The 18,883-nt window shown below is 66.6% G+C and carries 14 protein-coding genes; 2 read left to right on the forward strand and 12 right to left on the reverse strand.

The features are described from left to right. Positions 1–60: 60 nt before the first annotated feature. From RGI145_RS00185 to RGI145_RS00235, 12 genes are all read right to left on the reverse strand, one after another. Positions 61–2,280 (reverse strand): GumC family protein, encoded by a 2,220-nt coding sequence (locus tag RGI145_RS00185; protein WP_075796748.1) that lies wholly within the window; start codon positions 2,278–2,280, stop codon positions 61–63. Positions 2,281–3,381: 1,101 nt separating this feature from the next. Further along, positions 3,382–4,512, reverse strand: a complete 1,131-nt coding sequence (locus RGI145_RS00190) for a transporter substrate-binding domain-containing protein (protein ID WP_075796749.1) — start codon at positions 4,510–4,512, stop codon at positions 3,382–3,384. After that, the gene (gene mscL / locus RGI145_RS00195; protein ID WP_075796750.1) at positions 4,512–4,994 is read right to left on the reverse strand and encodes a large-conductance mechanosensitive channel protein MscL; all 483 of its coding nucleotides are present in this window, start codon (positions 4,992–4,994) and stop codon (positions 4,512–4,514) included. Before mscL ends, RGI145_RS00190 begins: the two co-directional genes overlap by 1 nt. Before the next feature lie 617 nt (positions 4,995–5,611). Beyond that, positions 5,612–6,820, reverse strand: a complete 1,209-nt coding sequence (locus RGI145_RS00200) for an acyl-CoA dehydrogenase (protein ID WP_075796751.1) — start codon at positions 6,818–6,820, stop codon at positions 5,612–5,614. After that, positions 6,756–7,022, reverse strand: coding sequence for a hypothetical protein (locus RGI145_RS24870; RefSeq protein ID WP_156878388.1), 267 nt, complete (start codon positions 7,020–7,022; stop codon positions 6,756–6,758). The genes RGI145_RS00200 and RGI145_RS24870 overlap by 65 nt, the downstream gene beginning before the upstream one ends. Positions 7,023–7,049: 27 nt before the next feature. Continuing rightward, positions 7,050–7,997 (reverse strand): electron transfer flavoprotein subunit alpha/FixB family protein, encoded by a 948-nt coding sequence (locus RGI145_RS00205; RefSeq protein WP_075799696.1) that lies wholly within the window; start codon positions 7,995–7,997, stop codon positions 7,050–7,052. 28 nt (positions 7,998–8,025) lie between these two features. Further along, positions 8,026–8,775: an electron transfer flavoprotein subunit beta/FixA family protein gene (locus tag RGI145_RS00210; protein WP_075796752.1), complete on the reverse strand. Its 750-nt coding sequence runs from the start codon at positions 8,773–8,775 to the stop codon at positions 8,026–8,028. Between the two features lie 176 nt (positions 8,776–8,951). After that, positions 8,952–10,106, reverse strand: coding sequence for an acyl-CoA dehydrogenase family protein (locus RGI145_RS00215; RefSeq protein WP_075796753.1), 1,155 nt, complete (start codon positions 10,104–10,106; stop codon positions 8,952–8,954). A 12-nt stretch (positions 10,107–10,118) separates the two neighbouring features. Next, positions 10,119–11,315, reverse strand: a complete 1,197-nt coding sequence (locus RGI145_RS00220) for an acyl-CoA dehydrogenase family protein (protein WP_075796754.1) — start codon at positions 11,313–11,315, stop codon at positions 10,119–10,121. A gap of 1 nt (position 11,316) precedes the next feature. Continuing rightward, positions 11,317–12,507 carry an acetyl-CoA C-acyltransferase gene (locus RGI145_RS00225; protein ID WP_075796755.1) on the reverse strand — a complete coding sequence of 397 codons (1,191 nt, stop codon included), beginning with the start codon at positions 12,505–12,507 and terminating at the stop codon, positions 11,317–11,319. A gap of 13 nt (positions 12,508–12,520) precedes the next feature. Beyond that, positions 12,521–14,254 (reverse strand): AMP-binding protein, encoded by a 1,734-nt coding sequence (locus RGI145_RS00230; protein WP_237183142.1) that lies wholly within the window; start codon positions 14,252–14,254, stop codon positions 12,521–12,523. Next, the gene (locus RGI145_RS00235) at positions 14,254–16,332 is read right to left on the reverse strand and encodes a 3-hydroxyacyl-CoA dehydrogenase NAD-binding domain-containing protein (protein WP_075796756.1); all 2,079 of its coding nucleotides are present in this window, start codon (positions 16,330–16,332) and stop codon (positions 14,254–14,256) included. The genes RGI145_RS00230 and RGI145_RS00235 overlap by 1 nt, the downstream gene beginning before the upstream one ends. A 534-nt stretch (positions 16,333–16,866) precedes the next feature. On the opposite strand from RGI145_RS00235, the gene RGI145_RS00240 reads away from it, so the two are divergent. Beyond that, positions 16,867–17,952: an ABC transporter substrate-binding protein gene (locus RGI145_RS00240; RefSeq protein WP_237183143.1), complete on the forward strand. Its 1,086-nt coding sequence runs from the start codon at positions 16,867–16,869 to the stop codon at positions 17,950–17,952. Positions 17,953–18,000: 48 nt separating this feature from the next. Continuing rightward, the gene (locus RGI145_RS00245; RefSeq protein WP_075796758.1) at positions 18,001–18,873 is read left to right on the forward strand and encodes a branched-chain amino acid ABC transporter permease; all 873 of its coding nucleotides are present in this window, start codon (positions 18,001–18,003) and stop codon (positions 18,871–18,873) included. Positions 18,874–18,883: the final 10 nt, after the last annotated feature.

An 18,883-nucleotide genomic window follows, 5' to 3' on the forward strand; every position in this document is an offset into this window, starting at 1 on the left:
GCTCCGGGCGTGACGCGATGGCGGAGTTCGGCAGGGACACTGCGGTCATGACGTTCTGCTTCAGCCGTTCAGGTAGGAAAGCGAGAGCTGGTTGGTCGGATAGCCGGTGGGGCCGGTCCGCTTCGGATCGGTCGCGTTGAGCACGAAGCCCGCGATCGGCAGCCGCGCGGTGCGGAAGGCCTTCACCGTGGCGGCCACGGCCGCGGATGGCGTGGAGCCAGCCCGCACCACCAGCAGCGTCTCGTCCACCGAGCGGCCGATCAGCAGCGCGTCGGAGACGGCGGAGACCGGCGGCGTGTCCACGATGACATAGTCATAGGTGGACCGGGCCGCGACGATCAGCGGACGCAGGCGGGAGGGCTCCAGCAGGTCCTGCGGCGTGGCGTTCGTGCCCTCCGAGGCCAGCACGTGCAGCGGCGAGGACGGGTCCTCCCGCGTCGCCTGCACCAGGGAGACGCGCTGTTCCAGCACCGCGATGGCGCCGACATCGACCGGCTTCTTGAACAGCGTCCGGGCCAGGTTGCCGCGGCGGAAATCCGCCTCGATCAGCAGCACCTGGAAGCCGGAGCTGGCCAGGCTGCGCGCCAGCGAAAGGGCGACGCTGGTCTTGCCTTCGGCGGGCAGCGAGGAGGTCACGGCGAGGACCGGCGGGATGCCGCCCTCCCGCGTGGCCAGCATGCTGCGCAGGGTGCGCACCGCCTCCGCGCCGATGGAGCGCGGGTGGTCGGCCACCTCGTTGGCCAGCGTCATGTTGCGGCGGGCGGGCTTGGGCAGGGCGGCCAGGACCGGCACGCCGATCTCGGCCTCCGTCTCCTCCACCGTCTCGAAGCCCTTGCGGCGGCGGTCGAGCAGCAACGTGATCATCGCGCCCGTCGCCACGGCCACCAGGATCGCCACGCCCAGGAACATCTTCTTGTTCGGGAAGGCGGGGAACAGGGCCGGCGTGGCGCGGGAGGTGAGGATCGCATCGGCCTGCTGGATGCCGACCTGTGTCGCCACCTGCTTCTGGCGGCTCAGCAGGCTCTCATACAGGGCGCGGGTGGCCGAGGCCTCGCGCTCCAGCCCCATCAGCTCGGCGCCGCTGCGCTCGCTGGTGGCGAGCTGCGACTGCAGGTTCTGCACCGTCTGCGTCAGCTCGGCCACGCGGGTCCGGGCGATGGTCGCCTCGTTGGCCAGGCTGCGCTGGATGCGGGCCTGCTCGGAGCCGATCATGCGCTGGATCTCGGCGATCTGCGCGCGCAGCGGCTGGGCGGTCGGGTGGTTCGCACCGGCCTGGCCGGCGACCTCGGCCAACCGGGCACGGGCCTGCACCTCGGCGTCGCGCAGACGGCTCAGGGCGTCGGAATTGACCACCTCGGTCACGCTGCCGGCCGTGCTCGGGTCACGGGACTGGCGCAGGCGCGCCTCCCGCGAGGCGAGGTCGGCGCGGGCCTGGGCCAGCTGCGCGGCCACGTCGGCCAACTGCTGCTGCGCCAGGGTGGAACCGGCGCGACCGCCGCCGCCGGCGCCGCCGCCCAGGCTGAGCAGGCCGTTGCGCTCGCGATAGGCCTGGATCGCCCGCTCGGACTGGCTCAGCCGGTCGGACAGGGTGGCGACCTCGCGGTCCAGCCAGCTCGTGGCGCTGGCCAGGGCCTGGTCCTTCACCGCCCGCTGGCGCGCGATATAGACCTCGGCATGGCGGTTCGCGATGCGGGCGGCATCGGCCGGGGTGGAGGCCTCGAAGGAGACGGAGATCACATAAGACCGGCCGTCATTGAAGACGGTGAGGCGGTTCCGGTAGGCGTTCACCACCTGTGCCAGGCGCGTGTCCGCATCCACCGGCTTCTCCTCCTCGGCCGCCGGCAGGACCGTCGCCAGGAAGGGAATGCGCGAGGTGATCCGTGTCAGCAGGGAAGGCTGCGGCAGGAATTCCGGATCGTTGACGAGATCCAGGTCCTTCACGACCTCCCGCGCCACGGCGTCGCTGTTCAGGATCTCCACCTCGGTGCGCACGACGTTGGAATCCATCGGCGCCGAAGGGCTGGCGAGCGTGGCGCTCACCTCGGTGAAGCGGATCTGGCGCGTGTCCAGGGCCACCAGGGCGGTGGAGCGGTAGCTGGCCTGCAGGTTGAAGATGACCAGCGAGGACAGGCCGACCACCAGGACGAGCCAGACCAGCATGAAGAAGCGGTGGCGCCAGATGGACTGGAGGACCATGCCGATCGACATCTCGCGCGGCGCGTTCTGCACGATCTCCGCGCGGACGTTCTGGGGATGGTTGGAACTCGGCAGCATGTTCATGCGGCGATCTCCGGGCAAATGGCCACTGGATGGGCCGATTCCAACAATTGAGCGGCCCGCTCGGGGACTCGCGGGATGGCGCGGACGGGGCTCATGGCGTTCTTCCACTCGGAGCGGTTGGCGGCGGACCTGGAATCATGACCTTGACCGAGGGCCGGGACGGAAAGTCGATCGGCCGCGCTGCCGCGCGGGCCGGCGACCGGATTCTTCGTGCCCCAGGCCGAATTCAGCCGGAGACTGGACATGCCAGCCTCATTCTCGCCGCATCTCTTTGATGGATGGCAAAGAGGCACGCCGAAGCGCGAGGTCATGACTTTGTGGCCTCCAGGTTGTTCCTAGGGTTGTCTCGGCTCCGGTGGCGGTTGTGCCGGGCCAGGGCGGGTTTCGAAAAAGGATGTGCATGGTTAAGAGACAAAAATCAACATCAAAAATCGTACCGTCGTATCATTAATGATATCATCTTCGTGAGTTTGAGATTCTTGTCCTGTTGTCTCCGGAGCTCTTTCCGTGTCAATTGTACTTTATTCCAGTGCATAAGATGCAATTTTTACCTAAAGCTTACTCAAATCCAAAGTATAATTCTAGAAATTATCAGCACTAATGAGAAGAAATCTGAAGAAAATCAGAAAATCTGCGAAAATTTTTCTTGTAAACAGCATAAATTCCGTCACATGTAGATAAATAAAACGAAATATATTTTAAATTTTTATTTGAATGCATAAAATTATAGAATTTCCGAATATTGTACTATGAATGCTGCATGGCAGCAAAGAAAAAACAATAATTTAGTGCGCTTAGATATGAATATTCTAGGAAGAGATATCGAAAATTCCAGCGTGTTCATATCAATATTCTCATCGACGCCAGCCATATTCGGCTGCCTATGTATTCATCACAGCAACCCTGGCGCGTATTGCCCTGGGCCTGACCAGAGCAGCGGACCGGATCGCCGGTGAAAACGCCGACATCTTGCGGAAAAACACCCCGCCCATGCAGGCATGGCCCCCGCTCACGTTGGGGCGGAGGTGCGTCCGAAGTCCAGGGCGGGAAAGAGACGGTTGCCTGGAGCGGATGAGGGCCAGCGGCGGCGGCCGGTCCCCTCTACCGCCCGGCGCTCTCCATTTCGGCCGAGCCGAGATAGCGGAACAGAGTCTGTTGCCACCATTCACCCCGCAGCGAGTCCAGCAGGGCTACGTCCAGGGACCGGCGCAGCGCATTGTCCTCGGGCAGGGCAACGGCATAGTTCTGCACGTCGAGATTGATACCGAGAAGCTGCAGGCTGGAGTAATCCTGCCGGATCATCCAACTCAGCAGGGGACGGTCATAAACGAAGGCATCGACCTGGTGCTTCTGCACTGCCGCCAGTCCTTCCCGGGGGCCGGAGAAGCCGCGCCAGCTCACCCGCTGCGCTGTCAGGAACTCCGCGGCGGAGGACCCCTCCACCACACCGACCCGCATGCCGCGCAAGTCGTTCACGTTGCGGACCAGGCCTTGCAGGCGCTGGGTGGTCAGAGCGGAGCTGATGCCGGCGATGAAGACCGCGATGGTCACCACCGAGGCGATCATCCAGACCGTGGCCAGGATGCGGCCCGGCGTGGTCACCGGCCCGTCCTGCGCAGCACCGGCCTGGGTCATGGCCACGGCGGACCACCAGACCCCCGCCGTCAGGCCCCGCACGGCGCCACCGCCATAGGGTTTGTTGTGTCGCCGTTCGAAGAGCCAGACCAGGACGCCCACCACCAGTGCGATGCCGAGCAGCGCCAGCACGGCCTGCAGGAAGCTGAAGGACAGGAAGGTCCGCAGCACCGGCAGCCACGCCGTCACGCCCTCGGAGGGCACGGCCACCCCGAGGCCCGTGGCATAGAAGGGCTGGGTGAAGTCGATGACGCGCTTGCGGGCGGCGGTGACGGTGATCGCGGCCACGCCGGCATCGACGCGCCCGGCCGCGACCGCGTCGACCAGGGCCTGGACGGTCGGCAGCTCCTCGAAGCGGTAGCGCAGCTTCATCCCCTCGGCGACATGGCGCCAGAGGTCGATGCTGATGCCCTGCCACTGTCCCTCCGCGTCCTTCATCGCGAAGGGAGGCGCGTCCTTGGTGCCGATCACCAGTTCCCGGCCAGCGAAGCCCGGCGGGGGGGCCGCCGGTGCCGTGCCCGGCTGCGCCTGGGCGCTGCCTGGCGACGCCCAGGTCAGCGCCAGCAGCAGGAAAGCCAGTGGCCCGGGACGCCGCATCAGAGGGTGCTGGGAGCGATCGGCTGAACCGTCGGCGGGGAATCCCGGCGCAGTTCGTCGCGGATCTCCGTCAGCAGCTTCTCGGTCGGCGTCGGCCCAGCCGGCGCCTTCTCCTCCAGCGCGGTGGTGAAGTGGAAGCGCGCCAGAAGCTTTAGCAGGAAGAAGATGGCCAGGGCCACGATGCCGAACTTGATGATGGCGTTGATGAACCGGCCGACGGCGAGCACCGCGGCCCCGCCGTTGCGCGTGGCCTCCAGCGAGGGCTGCCTTTCGCCGGACAGAACGACGAAAACGTTCGAGAAATCGATCCCGCCGACCAGGAGGCCGATGATCGGGTTGATGATATCCTCGACCAGGCTACCGACGATTGTGGTGAAGGCGGCGCCGATGACCACGCCGACCGCCAGGTCGACGACGTTGCCCCGCTGAATGAAGGTCTTGAATTCGCGCACCCAAGCTGGTTCGCCGACCTTGATCGCCATGGAATCTCGCTTCCTGGAATTGTTGCGACCTTGAGCCTAGCCATGTTCCTGCGGGAAGAGGAACCCCACGTTGCCGTGCGCGCTGCTGGGGCCCGGGAAGATCCCCGGAGACTGTCGGCGCTTGGGCCAGCCGATGACGGCGGCGATAGCTGGCGGGCCCGAACATGCCGGCGAGATGGACCTCGGTCAGGCGCCTGATCTGCCCTTCGGGGCTGGCTTGCCCATGACGGAGCCCGTCCCGCCATGATTCCGCTCAAGGGCGCGGCGAGTGACGTCCGGCCCGGAGCGCCGGTGGCCCGGCTGGCCGCCTGTTCCTGCACCTATATGGGATGGGTGGTGCTGCTCGGCTGGGCCGCCTTCGGCGATCCCATGGACCAACGGGCGCTGGCCGGCTGCGGGCTGTTGCCCTGGTCCCGGTGGCAAGGCAGACGGCCGGCCATAGCGTTTTGGTCGGCTCCGGCGGAGCCTCGCTGACTTCGCCGCCGCCTATGATTTCGCCCGCAGGCTGAAGACCCTACGGGGCCTCACATCCTGCGAGGCGATCCGCAAAGCTCGGACGGACGAACCGTCCGGGCTCAATCCATGACCCGCTCCGCCAGATTTCGGAACCCACTCCTTCAGAACGCGTTGAGGCCGGTCTGGGCGCGGCCCAGGATCAGGGCATGGACGTCGTGGGTGCCCTCGTAGGTGTTCACCGTCTCCAGGTTCATGGCGTGGCGGATGACGTGGTACTCGTCCACGATGCCGTTGCCGCCGTGCATGTCGCGGGCCATGCGGGCGATGTCGAGCGCCTTGCCGCAGTTGTTGCGCTTGACCAGGGAGATCATCTCCGGCGCCGCCTTGTGCTCGTCGAACAGCCGCCCCACGCGCAGCGAGGCCTGCAGCCCCAGCGTGATCTCCGTCTGCATGTCGGCGAGCTTCTTCTGGATCAGCTGCGTCTGCGCCAGGGGGCGGCCGAACATGATGCGGTTCAGGGTGTAGTCGCGGGCGCGGTGCCAGCAGTCCTCGGCCGCCCCCAGCACGCCCCAGGAGATGCCGTAGCGGGCGCGGTTGAGGCAGGAGAAGGGGCCGGCGAAGCTCTTCACCCCCGGCAGCCGGTTCTCCTCGGGCACGAAGACCTCGTCCATCATGATCATGCCGGTGACCGAGGCGCGCAGGCTGAACTTGCCCTCGATCTTGGGCGCGGTGAGCCCCTTCATCCCCTTCTCCAGGATGAAGCCCCGCAAGGTGCCCTCGTCGTCCTTGGCCCAGACCACGAAGACGTCGGCGATGGGCGAGTTGCTGATCCAGGTCTTGGAGCCGGAAACGAGGTAGCCGCCATCGGCCTTCCTCGCCCGCGTCCGCATGGAGTTGGGGTCGGAGCCGGCATCGGGCTCGGTCAGGCCGAAGCAGCCGACCCATTCGCCGCTGCGCAGCTTCGGCAGGTATTTCTCCTTCTGCGCCTCGGAGCCGAAGGCGTGGATCGGGTACATCACCAGCGAGGACTGCACCGAGAAGGCGGAGCGGTAGCCGGAATCGACCCGCTCCACCTCGCGCGAGATCAGCCCGTAGGAGACATAGCCGACGCCTGCGCAGCCATAGCCCTCCAGCGTCGCGCCCAGGAAGCCCTGCTCGCCGAACTCGTTCATGATCTCGCGGTCGAAATGCTCGCGCCGGTTGGCCTCCAGCACGCGGGGCATCAGCCGGTCCTGGCAGAAGGCGCGCGCCGCGTCGCGGATCATGCGCTCCTCCTCGTTCAGCTGCTCCTCCAGCAGCAACGCGTCATCCCAATGAAAGACGGGGCGGGGGGCCTTGGCCTTCGACTCGCTGCCGGGGATGGCGTTCATCTGGATCCTCCTTCTTCGGCTCGCTTCCGCGTGCGGCCGGGGTGAACATCATTGCGATATGGGCGCCGGCCTCGGAGCCGTTCTCCACCACGCAGAGCGTCGCGTCGAATGTCGCCTGCTTCAGCCGGATCGCCGCCGCCAGCCGCGTAGGGCCGGCGCCCACGATCGGCGCGTTGAATTCCATCGCCTCGCGTCCGGGCATCGCCGGGCTCCTACGGGTTTTCCGGCTTCAGGGCGCGGCCGCCTTATCAAGCGCGCTGGTAAGTTCCGGGACGACGGAGAAGAGGTCGCCGACGAGGCCGTAGTCGGCGACCTGGAAGATCGGCGCCTCCTCGTCCTTGTTGACGGCCACGATCACCTTGCTGTCCTTCATCCCCGCCAGGTGCTGGATGGCCCCTGAGATGCCGAAGGCCATGTAGAGCTCCGGCGCCACGATCTTGCCGGTCTGGCCCACCTGGTGGTCGTTGGGCGCATAGCCCGCATCCACCGCGGCCCGGCTCGCCCCCACCGCCGCCCCCAGCCGGTCGGCCAGCTTGTCCAGGATCGCGAAGTTCTCCGCCGACCCCATCGCCCGGCCGCCCGAGATCACCACCCGCGCCGCCGTCAGCTCCGGACGCTCGCTCTTGGCGATCTCGGCGCCCACGAAGGACGACACCCCCGGATCGGCCACCGCCGCCACGCTCTCCACCGACGCCGTGCCGCCTTCGGCCGCCACCGGGTCGAAGGAGGCCGCCCGCACCGTCACCACCTTCTTCGCATCCGCCGAGCGCACGGTTGCCAGCGCGTTGCCCGCATAGATCGGCCGCACGAAGGTTTCGGCATCCACCACGTCCGAGATGTCGGAGACCGGCTGCACGTCCAGCAGCGCGGCCGCGCGCGGCATCACGTTCTTGCCCACCGCCGTGGCCGGGGCCAGCAGGTGCGTGTAGCCCGGCGCAAGCTCCACCAGCAGCGCCGAGAGCGGCTCGGCCAGCATGTGCCCGTCGCCCTCGGCATGCAGCACCTTCGCGATGCCCGCGATTGCCGTGGCGGACTGCGCCACCGCCGCCGCCCCCGAGACCAGCAGGTGCACCTCGCCGCCCGCCGCCTGGGCCAGCTTCCGGGCCGCCGCGATCGCCGAGCGGGTCGGCTGGTTGACGTGGCTGCCGTCATGGTCGGCCAGGACCAGGATGCTCACCGGGATACTCATCTCAGATCACCCCCGCTCAAATGACTTTTGCTTCGTTGCGCAGCTTGTCCACCAGCTCGGCCACCGAGCCCACCTTCACCCCCGCCTGGCGCTTCGCCGGCTCCTCCACCTTCAGCACCGTCAGCCGCGGGCTCGCATCCACCCCCAGATCCGACGGCTTCACCGTCTCGATCGGCTTCTTGCGCGCCTTCATGATGTTGGGCAGCGAGGCATAGCGCGGCTCGTTCAGCCGCAGGTCCGTGGTCACCACCGCCGGCAGCTTCAGCGACACCGTCTCCAGCCCGCCATCGATCTCGCGCGTGACCCGGGCCACGCCGTCGGCCACCTCCACCTTGCTCGCGAAGGTCCCCTGCCCCCAGCCCAGCAGCGCCGCCAGCATCTGCCCCGTGGCGTTCATGTCGTCGTCGATCGCCTGCTTGCCCAGCACGATCAGCCCCGGCTGCTCGCGCTCGGCCAGCGCCTTGAGGATCCGCGCCACCGCCAGCGGCTCCACCGCGCCCTCCTGCTCCACCAGGATGCCGCGGTCAGCCCCCATCGCCAGCGCCGTGCGGATCTGCTCCTGCGCCTGCGCCGGGCCCACCGAGACCGCCACGATCTCGCTCGCGATGCCACGCTCCTTCAGCCGCACCGCTTCCTCGACCGCGATCTCGTCGAACGGGTTCATCGACATCTTGACGTTCGCCGTCTCGACGCCACTCCCGTCCGACTTCACGCGTACCTTCACGTTGTAGTCCACCACCCGCTTCACGGGCACCAGTAGCTTCATGGGGAACCCCCGTCTCTTGGAAAGCCATGGAGGAATGAGTCCCCGCACCCTTGAAGCCGAAGCGCAAGAAACTCATGCCCCTCCGAAATTCCATGGTGACCGCGTTTGCGAAGACGCTGCATCATCTATCCAGCGCCGCGATCAACACGGTTCTCCATCCTTCAGCGGGCAGGGCGTCAGGCATCCTTGATCAGGCCACCTTCCATCGTGACCCGGCGCAGGTGATAGGAGGTATCGCCGAACATCAGCTCGATCATGGAAAGCCGGCGGAAGTAGTGCGCACCGATATACTCCATGGTCATGCCGATGCCGCCATGCAGCTGCACCGCCGTCTGCCCCACAAACCGCGCCGAACGGTTGATCTGGACCTTGGCGGCGGAAAGAGCCGTGCGGCGCTCATCGGGATCCTCGGATTCCGCCATCATGCTCGCATAGAGCGCCATGGACCGGGCCTGCTCGACGGCGACCAACATGTCCACCGCCTTGTGCTGCAGAGCCTGGAAGGAGCTAATGGGAACGCCAAACTGCTTGCGCGTCTTCAGATACTCTACGGTGATATCGGTCAGCGCGTCCATGAGCCCGACCGCTTCGGCGCAGAGCGCCGCAATGGCACCATCCACGACCCGCTCGATGACGGGCAGGGCACCACCGACGGTCCCGAGGACAGCATCCGCGGACACATGGAGGTCGGTGAGGGTGATATCCCCCGCACGTCCGCCATCCTGGGTGGGATAGCTCCTGATGGAGATGCCTTCGGCATCGGACGGGACGATGAACAGCGTGATCCCTTCCGGATCGCGCTGGCTGCCGGCGGTGCGCGCGCTCAGGACCAGGAACTTTGCCGCGTCCGCATTGAGGACCACCGTCTTGCTGCCATTCAGGCGATAGGCGCCATCCACGAGCTCCGCCGTGGTCGCGACGTCATGGAGATCATAGCGCGCCTGGATTTCCGAATGTGCGAAAGCCAGGCGCACCGAGCCATCGGCCACGCCGGGAACCAGGGCCGCACGCTGCGCCTTATTGCCCGCGAGGCGCACGGCTCCACCACCGAGAACAACCCCGGCCAGATACGGCTCCGGCGCGAGCGCGCGGCCGAGCGCTTCCACCACCACCAGCGTCTCGACGGCGCCTCCACCGAAGCCGCCATCCGCCTCGGAGAAGGGGAGGCCGAGGATGCCGAGTTCCGCGAGTTCCGCCCACCTGTCCTCGGAGAAGCCCAGGGGCTCGGCACGGACGGCCTGCAGCGCCTCCAGGGTGCCATAGTTCTTTGCCGACCAGCGCGAGATGGTGTCCTTGAGCATGTTCTGCTCTTCGGTCAGATCGAAATCCATATCCCGCTCTCCTCAGAGGCCCAGGATCGCCTTGGCGATCACGTTGTGCTGGATCTCGTTGGATCCGCCGTAGATGGATACCTTGCGGTGATTGAAATAGACGGGCGCCGCCGTATCCGCCCAGGCAAAGAGCGATTCCATGTCGTTGTGGCCGGTGTCGGGCCGTTCGGCCGGCAATGCCTGAGGACCGGCAAGCTCCAGGAGCAGTTCGGTCGTGGCCTGTTGCAACTCCGATCCCTTGATCTTGAGGATCGAGGATGCGGGGTCGGGCTTCGTCGGATCGCGTGTGGCCTGGGCCGCCACCACGCGCATCTGCGTGATCTCCAGCGCCTTGAGCTCGATCTCCGTGGAGGCCAGCCGCGAACGGAAATCCATGTCGTCCCACATGCTGCCCCCGCCGGCCGGCGTGGCTTTGGCGAGGCGCTTGATGCGGGCTATCCGCTCCTTCGACATGCCGATGCGCGCAATGCCCGTCCGTTCATTGGCCAGGAGGAACTTGGCATAGTCCCATCCCTTGTTCTCCTCGCCCACCAGGTTCTCGACGGGGACCTTGACATTGTCGAGGAAGACCTCGTTCACCTCATGCCGGCCATCGATGGTGATGATGGGACGGACGGTGATGCCCGGCGTCTCCATGTCGATGAGGATGAAGGAGATCCCGGCCTGCTTCTTCACCGTCGTATCGGTCCGGACGAGGCAGAACATCCAGTTCGCGTACTGGCCCAGCGTGGTCCAGGTCTTCTGCCCGTTGACGATGTAATGGTCCCCCTCCCGAACCGCCCGCGTCTTCAGCGAAGCGAGATCGGAGCCCGCGCCGGGTTCGGAGAACCCCTGGCACCACCAGTCCTCCAGGCTCCTGATCCGGGGAAGGAAGCGTTCCTTCTGCTGATCGTTGCCGAAGGTCGCGATGACGGGTCCCACCATGAAACAGTTGAACTGCAGCGGCAGCGGAACGGCCGACTGCATCAGCTCTTCCATGAAGATATAGCGCTGGACGGGCGTCCAGTCCTGGCCGCCATGCTCCAGCGGCCAGTGCGGCACGGCCCATCCCTTGTCGTTCAGGATGCGCTGGGAGGTCACATAGTCCTCCCGGCTCAGCTTGCGGCCTTCCGAAACCTTCGTCCGGATCTCCTCCGGGATCGCTGTGCGGAAGAAGTGGCGCACCTCCTGGCGGAAGGCGTTTTCCTCGGGCGTGAAGCGCAGTTCCATCTCAGTTCGACCCAGGGTTGATTTCGATCAGGCCCGCGGCACCCATGCCGCCGGCGACGCACATGGTGACGACGGCGAAGCGCACGCCCCTGCGGCGCCCCTCCAGCACGGCATGACCGACCAGGCGCGCGCCGCTCATCCCGAAGGGATGGCCCACGGATATGGCGCCACCGTTCACGTTCACGATCTCCGGATCGATGCCCAACCTGTCCCGGCAATAGACGGACTGGGAGGCGAAGGCCTCGTTCAGCTCCCAGAGCCCGATGTCGGAGACCTTGAGGCCCTGCCGCTCCAGCAGCCGCGGCACGGCATGGACCGGGCCGACCCCCATTTCATCCGGCTCGCATCCCGCGCTCGCATAGCCACGGAAGATGCCGAGGACCTCGGCACCACGCCGCTTCGCTTCCGCGGAGGACATGAGAACGGTGGCCGAGGCTCCGTCGGAAAGCTGGCTGGCATTGCCGGCCGTCACGAACTGACCTTCCCCGCGCACGGGCTTCAGGTTCGACAGCGCCTCGATGGTGGTATCGGGCCGGTTCCCCTCGTCCTTGGCCAGGGTCACGGTCTCCAGCCGGCTCTCGCCCGTTGCCTTGTCGGTGACCGCCTTCCTGACGGTGATCGGCACCACCTCGGCGTCGAAGAGACCCTCGGCCTGGGCACGCGCGGTCCGCTGCTGGCTCGCGAGCGCGAAGAGATCCTGGGCCTCGCGGGAAACGCCATACCGATGGGCGACAGTGTCACCGGTCTCGATCATCGTGGCGTAGATCTCGGGCTTGTTGGCCATCAGCCAGTCGTTGCGGAACAGCTCGCGATTGACGGGCTGAACCAGCGAGATGGACTCGACGCCACCAGCGACGGCAACGGGGACACCATCGAGGGCGATGCGCCGCGCGGCAAAGGCAATCGCCTCAAGGCCGGACGCACAGAACCGGCTGACAGTGACACCGGCCGACTGGGCGGGGATGCCGGCGACAAAACCGGCATGACGCGCGACATTCCCGCCCGTGGCGCCTTCGGGATAGCCGCAGCCGAGGACGATCTCTTCCACCTCCGCGGGATCGACATGGCCCCGCGCCATGGCGTGCCGGATGGCATGGGCGGCCATGTCCGCGCCCTTGGTCATATTGAATGCTCCGCGCTGCGCCTTCCCGATCGGGGTGCGGGCAGTGGAGACAATGACGGCGTCGATCATGACATCCCGCTCCTCAGTGATTCCGGTCCATGGTGGTGGCGGATGGCGTATCCGCCGCGGCGGCGATCTCGGCGAGGAGCACCTTCGGCAGCAGCTTGCCGACGGGGCTGCGCGGCAGCGCCTCGCGGAATTCGATGGCGCGCGGCATCTCGTGACGTCCGAGACGGTCCGCCAGGAATTCCATCAGTTCTTCCAGGGAGAAGGTGGCGGCTCCCGCCTTGAGCTTCAGATAGGCCTTCGCCGATTGCCCGCGATAGCTGTCCGGTACGCCGATGACGATCACCTCCTCGACGGATGGATGCTCGTAGATCGCGTTCTCGATCACCGCCGGATACACGTTGAAGCCGGATGAGATGATCATGTTCTTGCGGCGATCCACGATCTCGAAGAGACCCGTATCGTCCATGCGCCCCATGTCGCCGGTAAGGAACCAGCCATCCCGAAAGGCCGCCGCCGTTCCCGCCTCGTCATTCAGGTAGCCCTTGAACACGTTGGGGCCACGGATGGCGATTTCCCCGACATCCCCGGGCTTCAACTCCTGAGAGGGATCGTCCTGGGACACGATGCGCATCGCGAGCCCGGGAAGTGGCGCACCGATCAGCCCGGGCCGGCGCGGCGTGCGATAGGGCACGCGGGATCCCGCGGGTCCGGTCTCCGTCATGCCCCAGCCATTGTTCAACTGGTTGCCGATGATGGCCTCGATCCTTGCCTGCACCTCGAACGGCAAGGGCGCGCCACCCGAGACGCAGGATTTGAGGGAGGAGAAGTCCACCGCCTCGACGCCCGGCCGGTTCAGCAGCGACACCCACATGGTGGGCACGCCGGAGAACTGGCTGGCCTTCAGCTCCGCCACGTCCCGGATCAGCGTCTCGACATCGAAGCGCTGGCGAAGAAGGATCTGGTTGCCGTCGCGCAGGTGGCGCAGGAGCACGGTGGTCAGCGCATAGATGTGGAACAGCGGCAGGACGGCAATGACCTTTTCCGCTCCGGGGATGAGCGGCCGGCTGCCGTCCTGCCAGAGGCGATACATGCTCACCGCCGATGTCAGGTTGCCATGGCTCAGCATGGCGGCTTTCGGCAGGCCGGTGGTTCCGCCCGTGAACTGCAGCACGGCGATGTCATCGACGGACGGAAGTGCCGCCGTGACGGGCGCATCGCTGAGAAGGCCCGACATCTCCCGAACACCCGCCCGATGTGGGATGGGCAGGGCGGCGACTTCGCCCACGCCATACCGGCTGTCATCCCCGACGATAACCTCGTCCACGATGTGCGCGTCCAGCATGTCCAGCGCACTGGGCAGGAAGCCCGGGAGGTTGGTCGTGACGATGCGGCGGCTCTGCGTCGCTTCCAGCTTGTGGATGATCTCCCGGCGGGCATCCAGGGCGCTGATATGCACGACCCTCGCCCCGAGCCGCGTCAGGGCGAAGAAGGAGACCGGATGATACGCGGTGTTCGGAAGCAGGAGCGCCACATTGTCCCCATGCCCGATCCCCGAGGCCGCGAAGCCGCTCGCGAGGCGCTCGACCTCCTTCCCGAGGGCCTCGTAGCTCAGCACATGGCCGCGGAACTCCAGAGCCGGCGCCGCGCCGCGATGGGCGACGGCCGTCGCCAGGAGCTCGGGCAGGGTGGTGATCTCCAGTGGCGCGGTCCAGTCGCAGAGATCCGGAAAGCTCTCCATCCATGGATGGCGCACCGCCTCGCCGGCATCCCGCGCCGACCTGCCTTCCCGTGCCTGTTCCGCCGCCATCAGGCTGCCTCCCGTCCGGCGAAGGTTCCGGAACCCAGCGAGAGGCGGCGCAGGAGCGGAGAGGGCTGAAGGCTCTCGTCGCCGCTCTCCTCGGCCAGCCGCTCCAGTTCCGTGACGATCCGGGCGAGCCCAACGCCCTCGGCCCAGTGCATCGGCCCCCCGGTGACGGCGGGCCAGTTGTAGCCGTTCACCCAGATCAGATCGATGTCGCCGGCCCGGGCGGCGATCCCCTCATCGAGGATCCGCGCGCCCTCGTTGACCATCGGGTAGAAGAGGCGCGCCAGGATCTCCTCTTCGCTGAACCTTCGCCGGGTGATGCCCCGGCTTTCGGAGAGCGAGGCGATGAGGGTCTCGACCTCTGGGTTCCGGCTGCCGCTGCGGGCTCCGTCGGGATAGAGGTAGAAGCCGCGGCCGGTCTTCTGCCCGAAATGCCCCTGTTCCGCGAGCGCATCCGCCACCGGGGACTTCGCGCCGGTGGCCTTGCGCGCCCGCCACCCGATATCGATCCCGGCAAGATCCATCATGGCGAAGGGGCCCATGCGGAAGCCGAACCGGGTGACGGCCGTGTCCACCTCATGGGGCAAAGCGCCCGCCAGGAGCAGCCGCTCCGCGGCCTGGGTCCGCTTCGCCAGCATGCGGTTGCCGACGAAGCCGTAGCACACGCCGACGACGACCGGCAGCTTGCCGAGGCGGCGGCCGAGTTCCATGGCGGTCACCAGCACATCCGGCGCCGTCTCCGCAGCCCGGACCACTTCCAGCAGGCGCATCACATTCGCCGGGCTGAAGAAGTGCAGGCCGACCACATCCTGGGGCCTGCCGCTGGCGGCGGCGATCGCATCGACATCCAGATAGGAGGTGTTGGTGGCCAGGATGGTGCCGGGCCGCGTCAGCTCCCCCAGCCGACCGAAGATCTCCGACTTCACGCCCATATCCTCGAAGGCGGCTTCCACCACGATGTCGGAGGAGGCCGCGGCGTCCAGCCCCACGGCGGAGGCGATGAGGGCGAGGCGCTGCTCCATGGCCTCCCCGGACAGTGATCCCCGCTTCACCGAAGCTTCGTAGTTGCTGCGGATGCGCGACATCCCCGCTTCCACGGCCTTCTCCTGCACGTCGATGAGGGTCACCGGAATGCCCGCTTGGGCGAAGCACATGGCGATGCCGCCGCCCATCGTGCCGGCGCCGATCACGGCGGCCCGCGCGATGGGACGTGCCTTCACCTCCCGGCCGATACCCGGCAGACGGGCGGCTTCCCGCTCCGCGAAGAAGAGATAGCGCTGCGCCTTCGCGCTCGGATGGACCACCAGCTCCTGGAAATGCGCCCGCTCCGCCGCGAGGGCGGTCGCGAAGGGCCGGTCGAAGCAGCCGCGGACGGCATCGACCAGGGCCGGTACATTGGGGGCGAGGCCGGGTCGCTTCAGCGCCGACGCCGCGGCGGCCTCGAAGGCGCTCCGGTCGGCTTCGGTCAGGCGATCGGAACGGTCCCGCACCTTGGACCATGTGCCCGCCTCGGCCAGTTGCAGCGCCAGGGCGGATGCGGCGTCGAGAAGGTTCTCGGGTGCCACCACCTTGTCGATCATGCCAAGCGCCAGGGCGCGCTCCGCGCCGACCGGCTCGCCCGAGAGCATGAGAGCGAAGGCCGGTGCCGCGCCGGTGAGGCGTGGAAGGCGCTGGGTGCCTCCGGCACCGGGGATGATCCCGAGCCTGATCTCCGGAAGGCCGAGCCTGGCGCCGGGGCCCGCCACCCGCGCGTGGCAGGCCATGGCCAGCTCCAGGCCGCCCCCGAGCGCGGCGCCGCCCATGGCGGCCACGACCGGCTTGGAGGCATCCTCTATGGCGGCCACGATGTCGGGCAGGGAAGGGGGCACGGGCGGCTTGCCGAATTCCGAGATATCGGCGCCCGCCACGAACAGCTTGCCGGCGGCTGTCAGCACGATGGCCCTGACGCCGTCATCGGCGCAGGCGGCGACGATTGCCTCGGAGATGGCGGCGCGCACAGCAGCGCCCAGGGCATTCACGGGCGGATGGTCGATGGTGACGACGGCGACTTCGCCCCTGGTCGTGGCGTGAACAGGATGCATCGTGCTTCCTTCCCCGATTATTCTGCAATGCGGAATTGAAAACCACTTTTCAAACCTAATGGCGTCTGCAGGGTACGAATGTCAAGGCGATTGGCTACTGCCGTGGTCAAGGAGGCACCGCGAAGACCGTCGATGTTCTGTTGTGCAGAATTTCCGTTCGCAAAAGTTGACATGTGTGGAGCGGCGATGGCATCAATCGCCCGTCCGGAGACCTAGCCGTCGAAGGACTAAGACGCGGGCGAACAGCACGCTGGACGGAGGAACGTAGGCGATGGGGGCGATGTCCCGCCCCATCATGACATTCCCTTGTCTTCGACGCTGTCCTCGCCCCGATGCAGGGCGAAATGCCCTCCGAGGTCCCGTCTTCAACGGGGCCGGGATCAGTCGTCCATACGGATCGGGCCGGGCGTGACTTCGGTGCCGGACGTGTTCAGGGAGGAAGTTGTGGTCCGCAGAACGATCGCATCAGCAGCTCTTGCCCTCGTCTTCTCCGCGGGCCTCGCGGGAGCACGGGCGCAGGAGGCTCAGACCATCGTGGTCGGCGCCCATATGCCCCTGACCGGTACCCTCGCCCGGTCCGGGCAGGCCTTCAACGAAGGCATGCAGGTGGCCGCCATGATGTGCAACGCGGAGTCGCCGCGCCACAAGATCAGGATCGACCTCATCGACGACGAGAGCACGCCCGCGAAGGCCGTTTCCGCCGTCGAGAAGCTGTCCTCGGACGGTGCGGTGGCGATCATCGGCGGCTATGGCTCGAACATCATCGGCCCGTCCTCCGATGCCGCGAACAAGCTCGGCAAGGTGTACATCACCGCCGGCGCGGTCAGCGACGAGCTCACCCAGCGCGGGCTGAAGACCTTCTTCCGCATCAACAACAACGCCGGCTACCAGCGCGGCGTCGTCACGCTTCTTTCCGACCTGAAGCCGGAGAAGATCTCCATCGTGGCCTCCACGCGGGAGGCGCCGGCGCTCCTCGCGGAAGGGCTGGAGAAGGACCTCACCGCCCGGGGGGTCAAGGTGACGGTGCACAAGTTCGACCCGGCCATCACCGACTTCAAGCCGATCATCAACAAGATCAAGATCCAGGACAAGCCGGACATCATCATGATGTCGGGCTACGAGAACGACTATGTCGGGATCATCCGCGCCGCCAAGGTGCTGAAGCCTGGCGTGAAGCTGCTCGTCGGCACCTGGTCCCTGGCGACGCCGAAGATGTATGCCGACTTTCCGGATCTGATGAACAACGTCGTCGGCACCTCCTTCCTGCCCTTTCCTGTCCAGATGAAGAGCGAGGAGGGAAAGACGTTCGGCGAGCTCTACAAGAAGACCTATGGCAAGGAGATCGAATATCTCTCGACCCTGAGCTTCGTCGAGACACGGATCCTCTGCGAGGCGATCTTCCGGAGCGCCGAGGCCGGCACCCTGTCCAAGGGCGGGCTTGCCGATGAGATGCGCAAGACCGATCGCGACACCATGCTCGGCCGCATCCAGTTCGACCAGTCCGGCGACAATCCGAATTTCACGCTCTCCATGGGGCAGCATCGCAACGGGCAGATCGTCCTGGTGTCCCCCCGCGCCACGGCCACCGGGGAAATCGTCTATCCCGGCCTGCCCTGGTGATGGCCCCGATGCTCTTCCGCAACGGCCCAGCTTCCTCACCGAGGTGACATGACCGAGCTCATCCTACAGGCGCTGTTCTCCGGGGTGCTGATCGGCAGCGTCTATGCGCTGGTCGCACTGGGCCTGGCCCTTGCCTTCGGGGCCATGCGCATCATCAACCTGGCGCATGGCGAGCTGGTGCTTCTTGCGGCCTATATGGCGTATTTCACGGAGGCACGCGCCGGGCTGAACCCCTATGCCGCCATCCCGCTGGCACTCCTCGCCGTCCTGCTGGTGAGTTGGGGGCTGGTTTTCCTCGTGAGCCGGATCAAGGAGCATCGCGAGCTGAACTCGCTGATCCTGACCTTCGCCATCGGGATCATCCTCACCAACGCCATCCTGCTCGTCTTCACGAGCGATGTCCGTACCACCGGCTCCGCCACGCTCCAGGACGCCGTCTCCCTCGGCGATCTCTTCGCGATGCGCGGCGAGATCGTCGCCTTCTTCGTCTCGCTGCTGCTGATGGGCTTCCTGTGGTGGTGGCTGAAATCCAGCTGGTACGGCCGCGCCGTGCGGGCCGTATCCTCCAACCGTGACGCGGCGCGGCTGATGGGCATCAATCCTGCGCGCATCGAAACGGCATCCTTCCTGGTGGCGGGAACCCTGGCCGCCTTCGCCGGCGTGGCGCTCTACACCATGAGCGTCATCCAGCCCGCCACCGGACACGCGCTGACCGTGAAGGCCTTCATCATCACGGTGCTGGCGGGCGTCGGATCGATACCCGGCGTCTTCCTCGGAGCCATTCTCCTCGGCGTCACGGAGGCGCTGACCGTGACGCTCGCCTCGTCCGCCCTCCAGGAACTGGCCGGAATGGTCCTCTTCCTGCTGGTGCTCTTCCTTATGCCGAACGGCCTGTTCGGTGCGCGTGCCCGGCGCGGATGAAGGTCGATAG

This window comes from Roseomonas gilardii (assembly GCF_001941945.1).
In the GTDB taxonomy this organism is placed as follows: Bacteria; Pseudomonadota; Alphaproteobacteria; order Acetobacterales; family Acetobacteraceae; genus Roseomonas.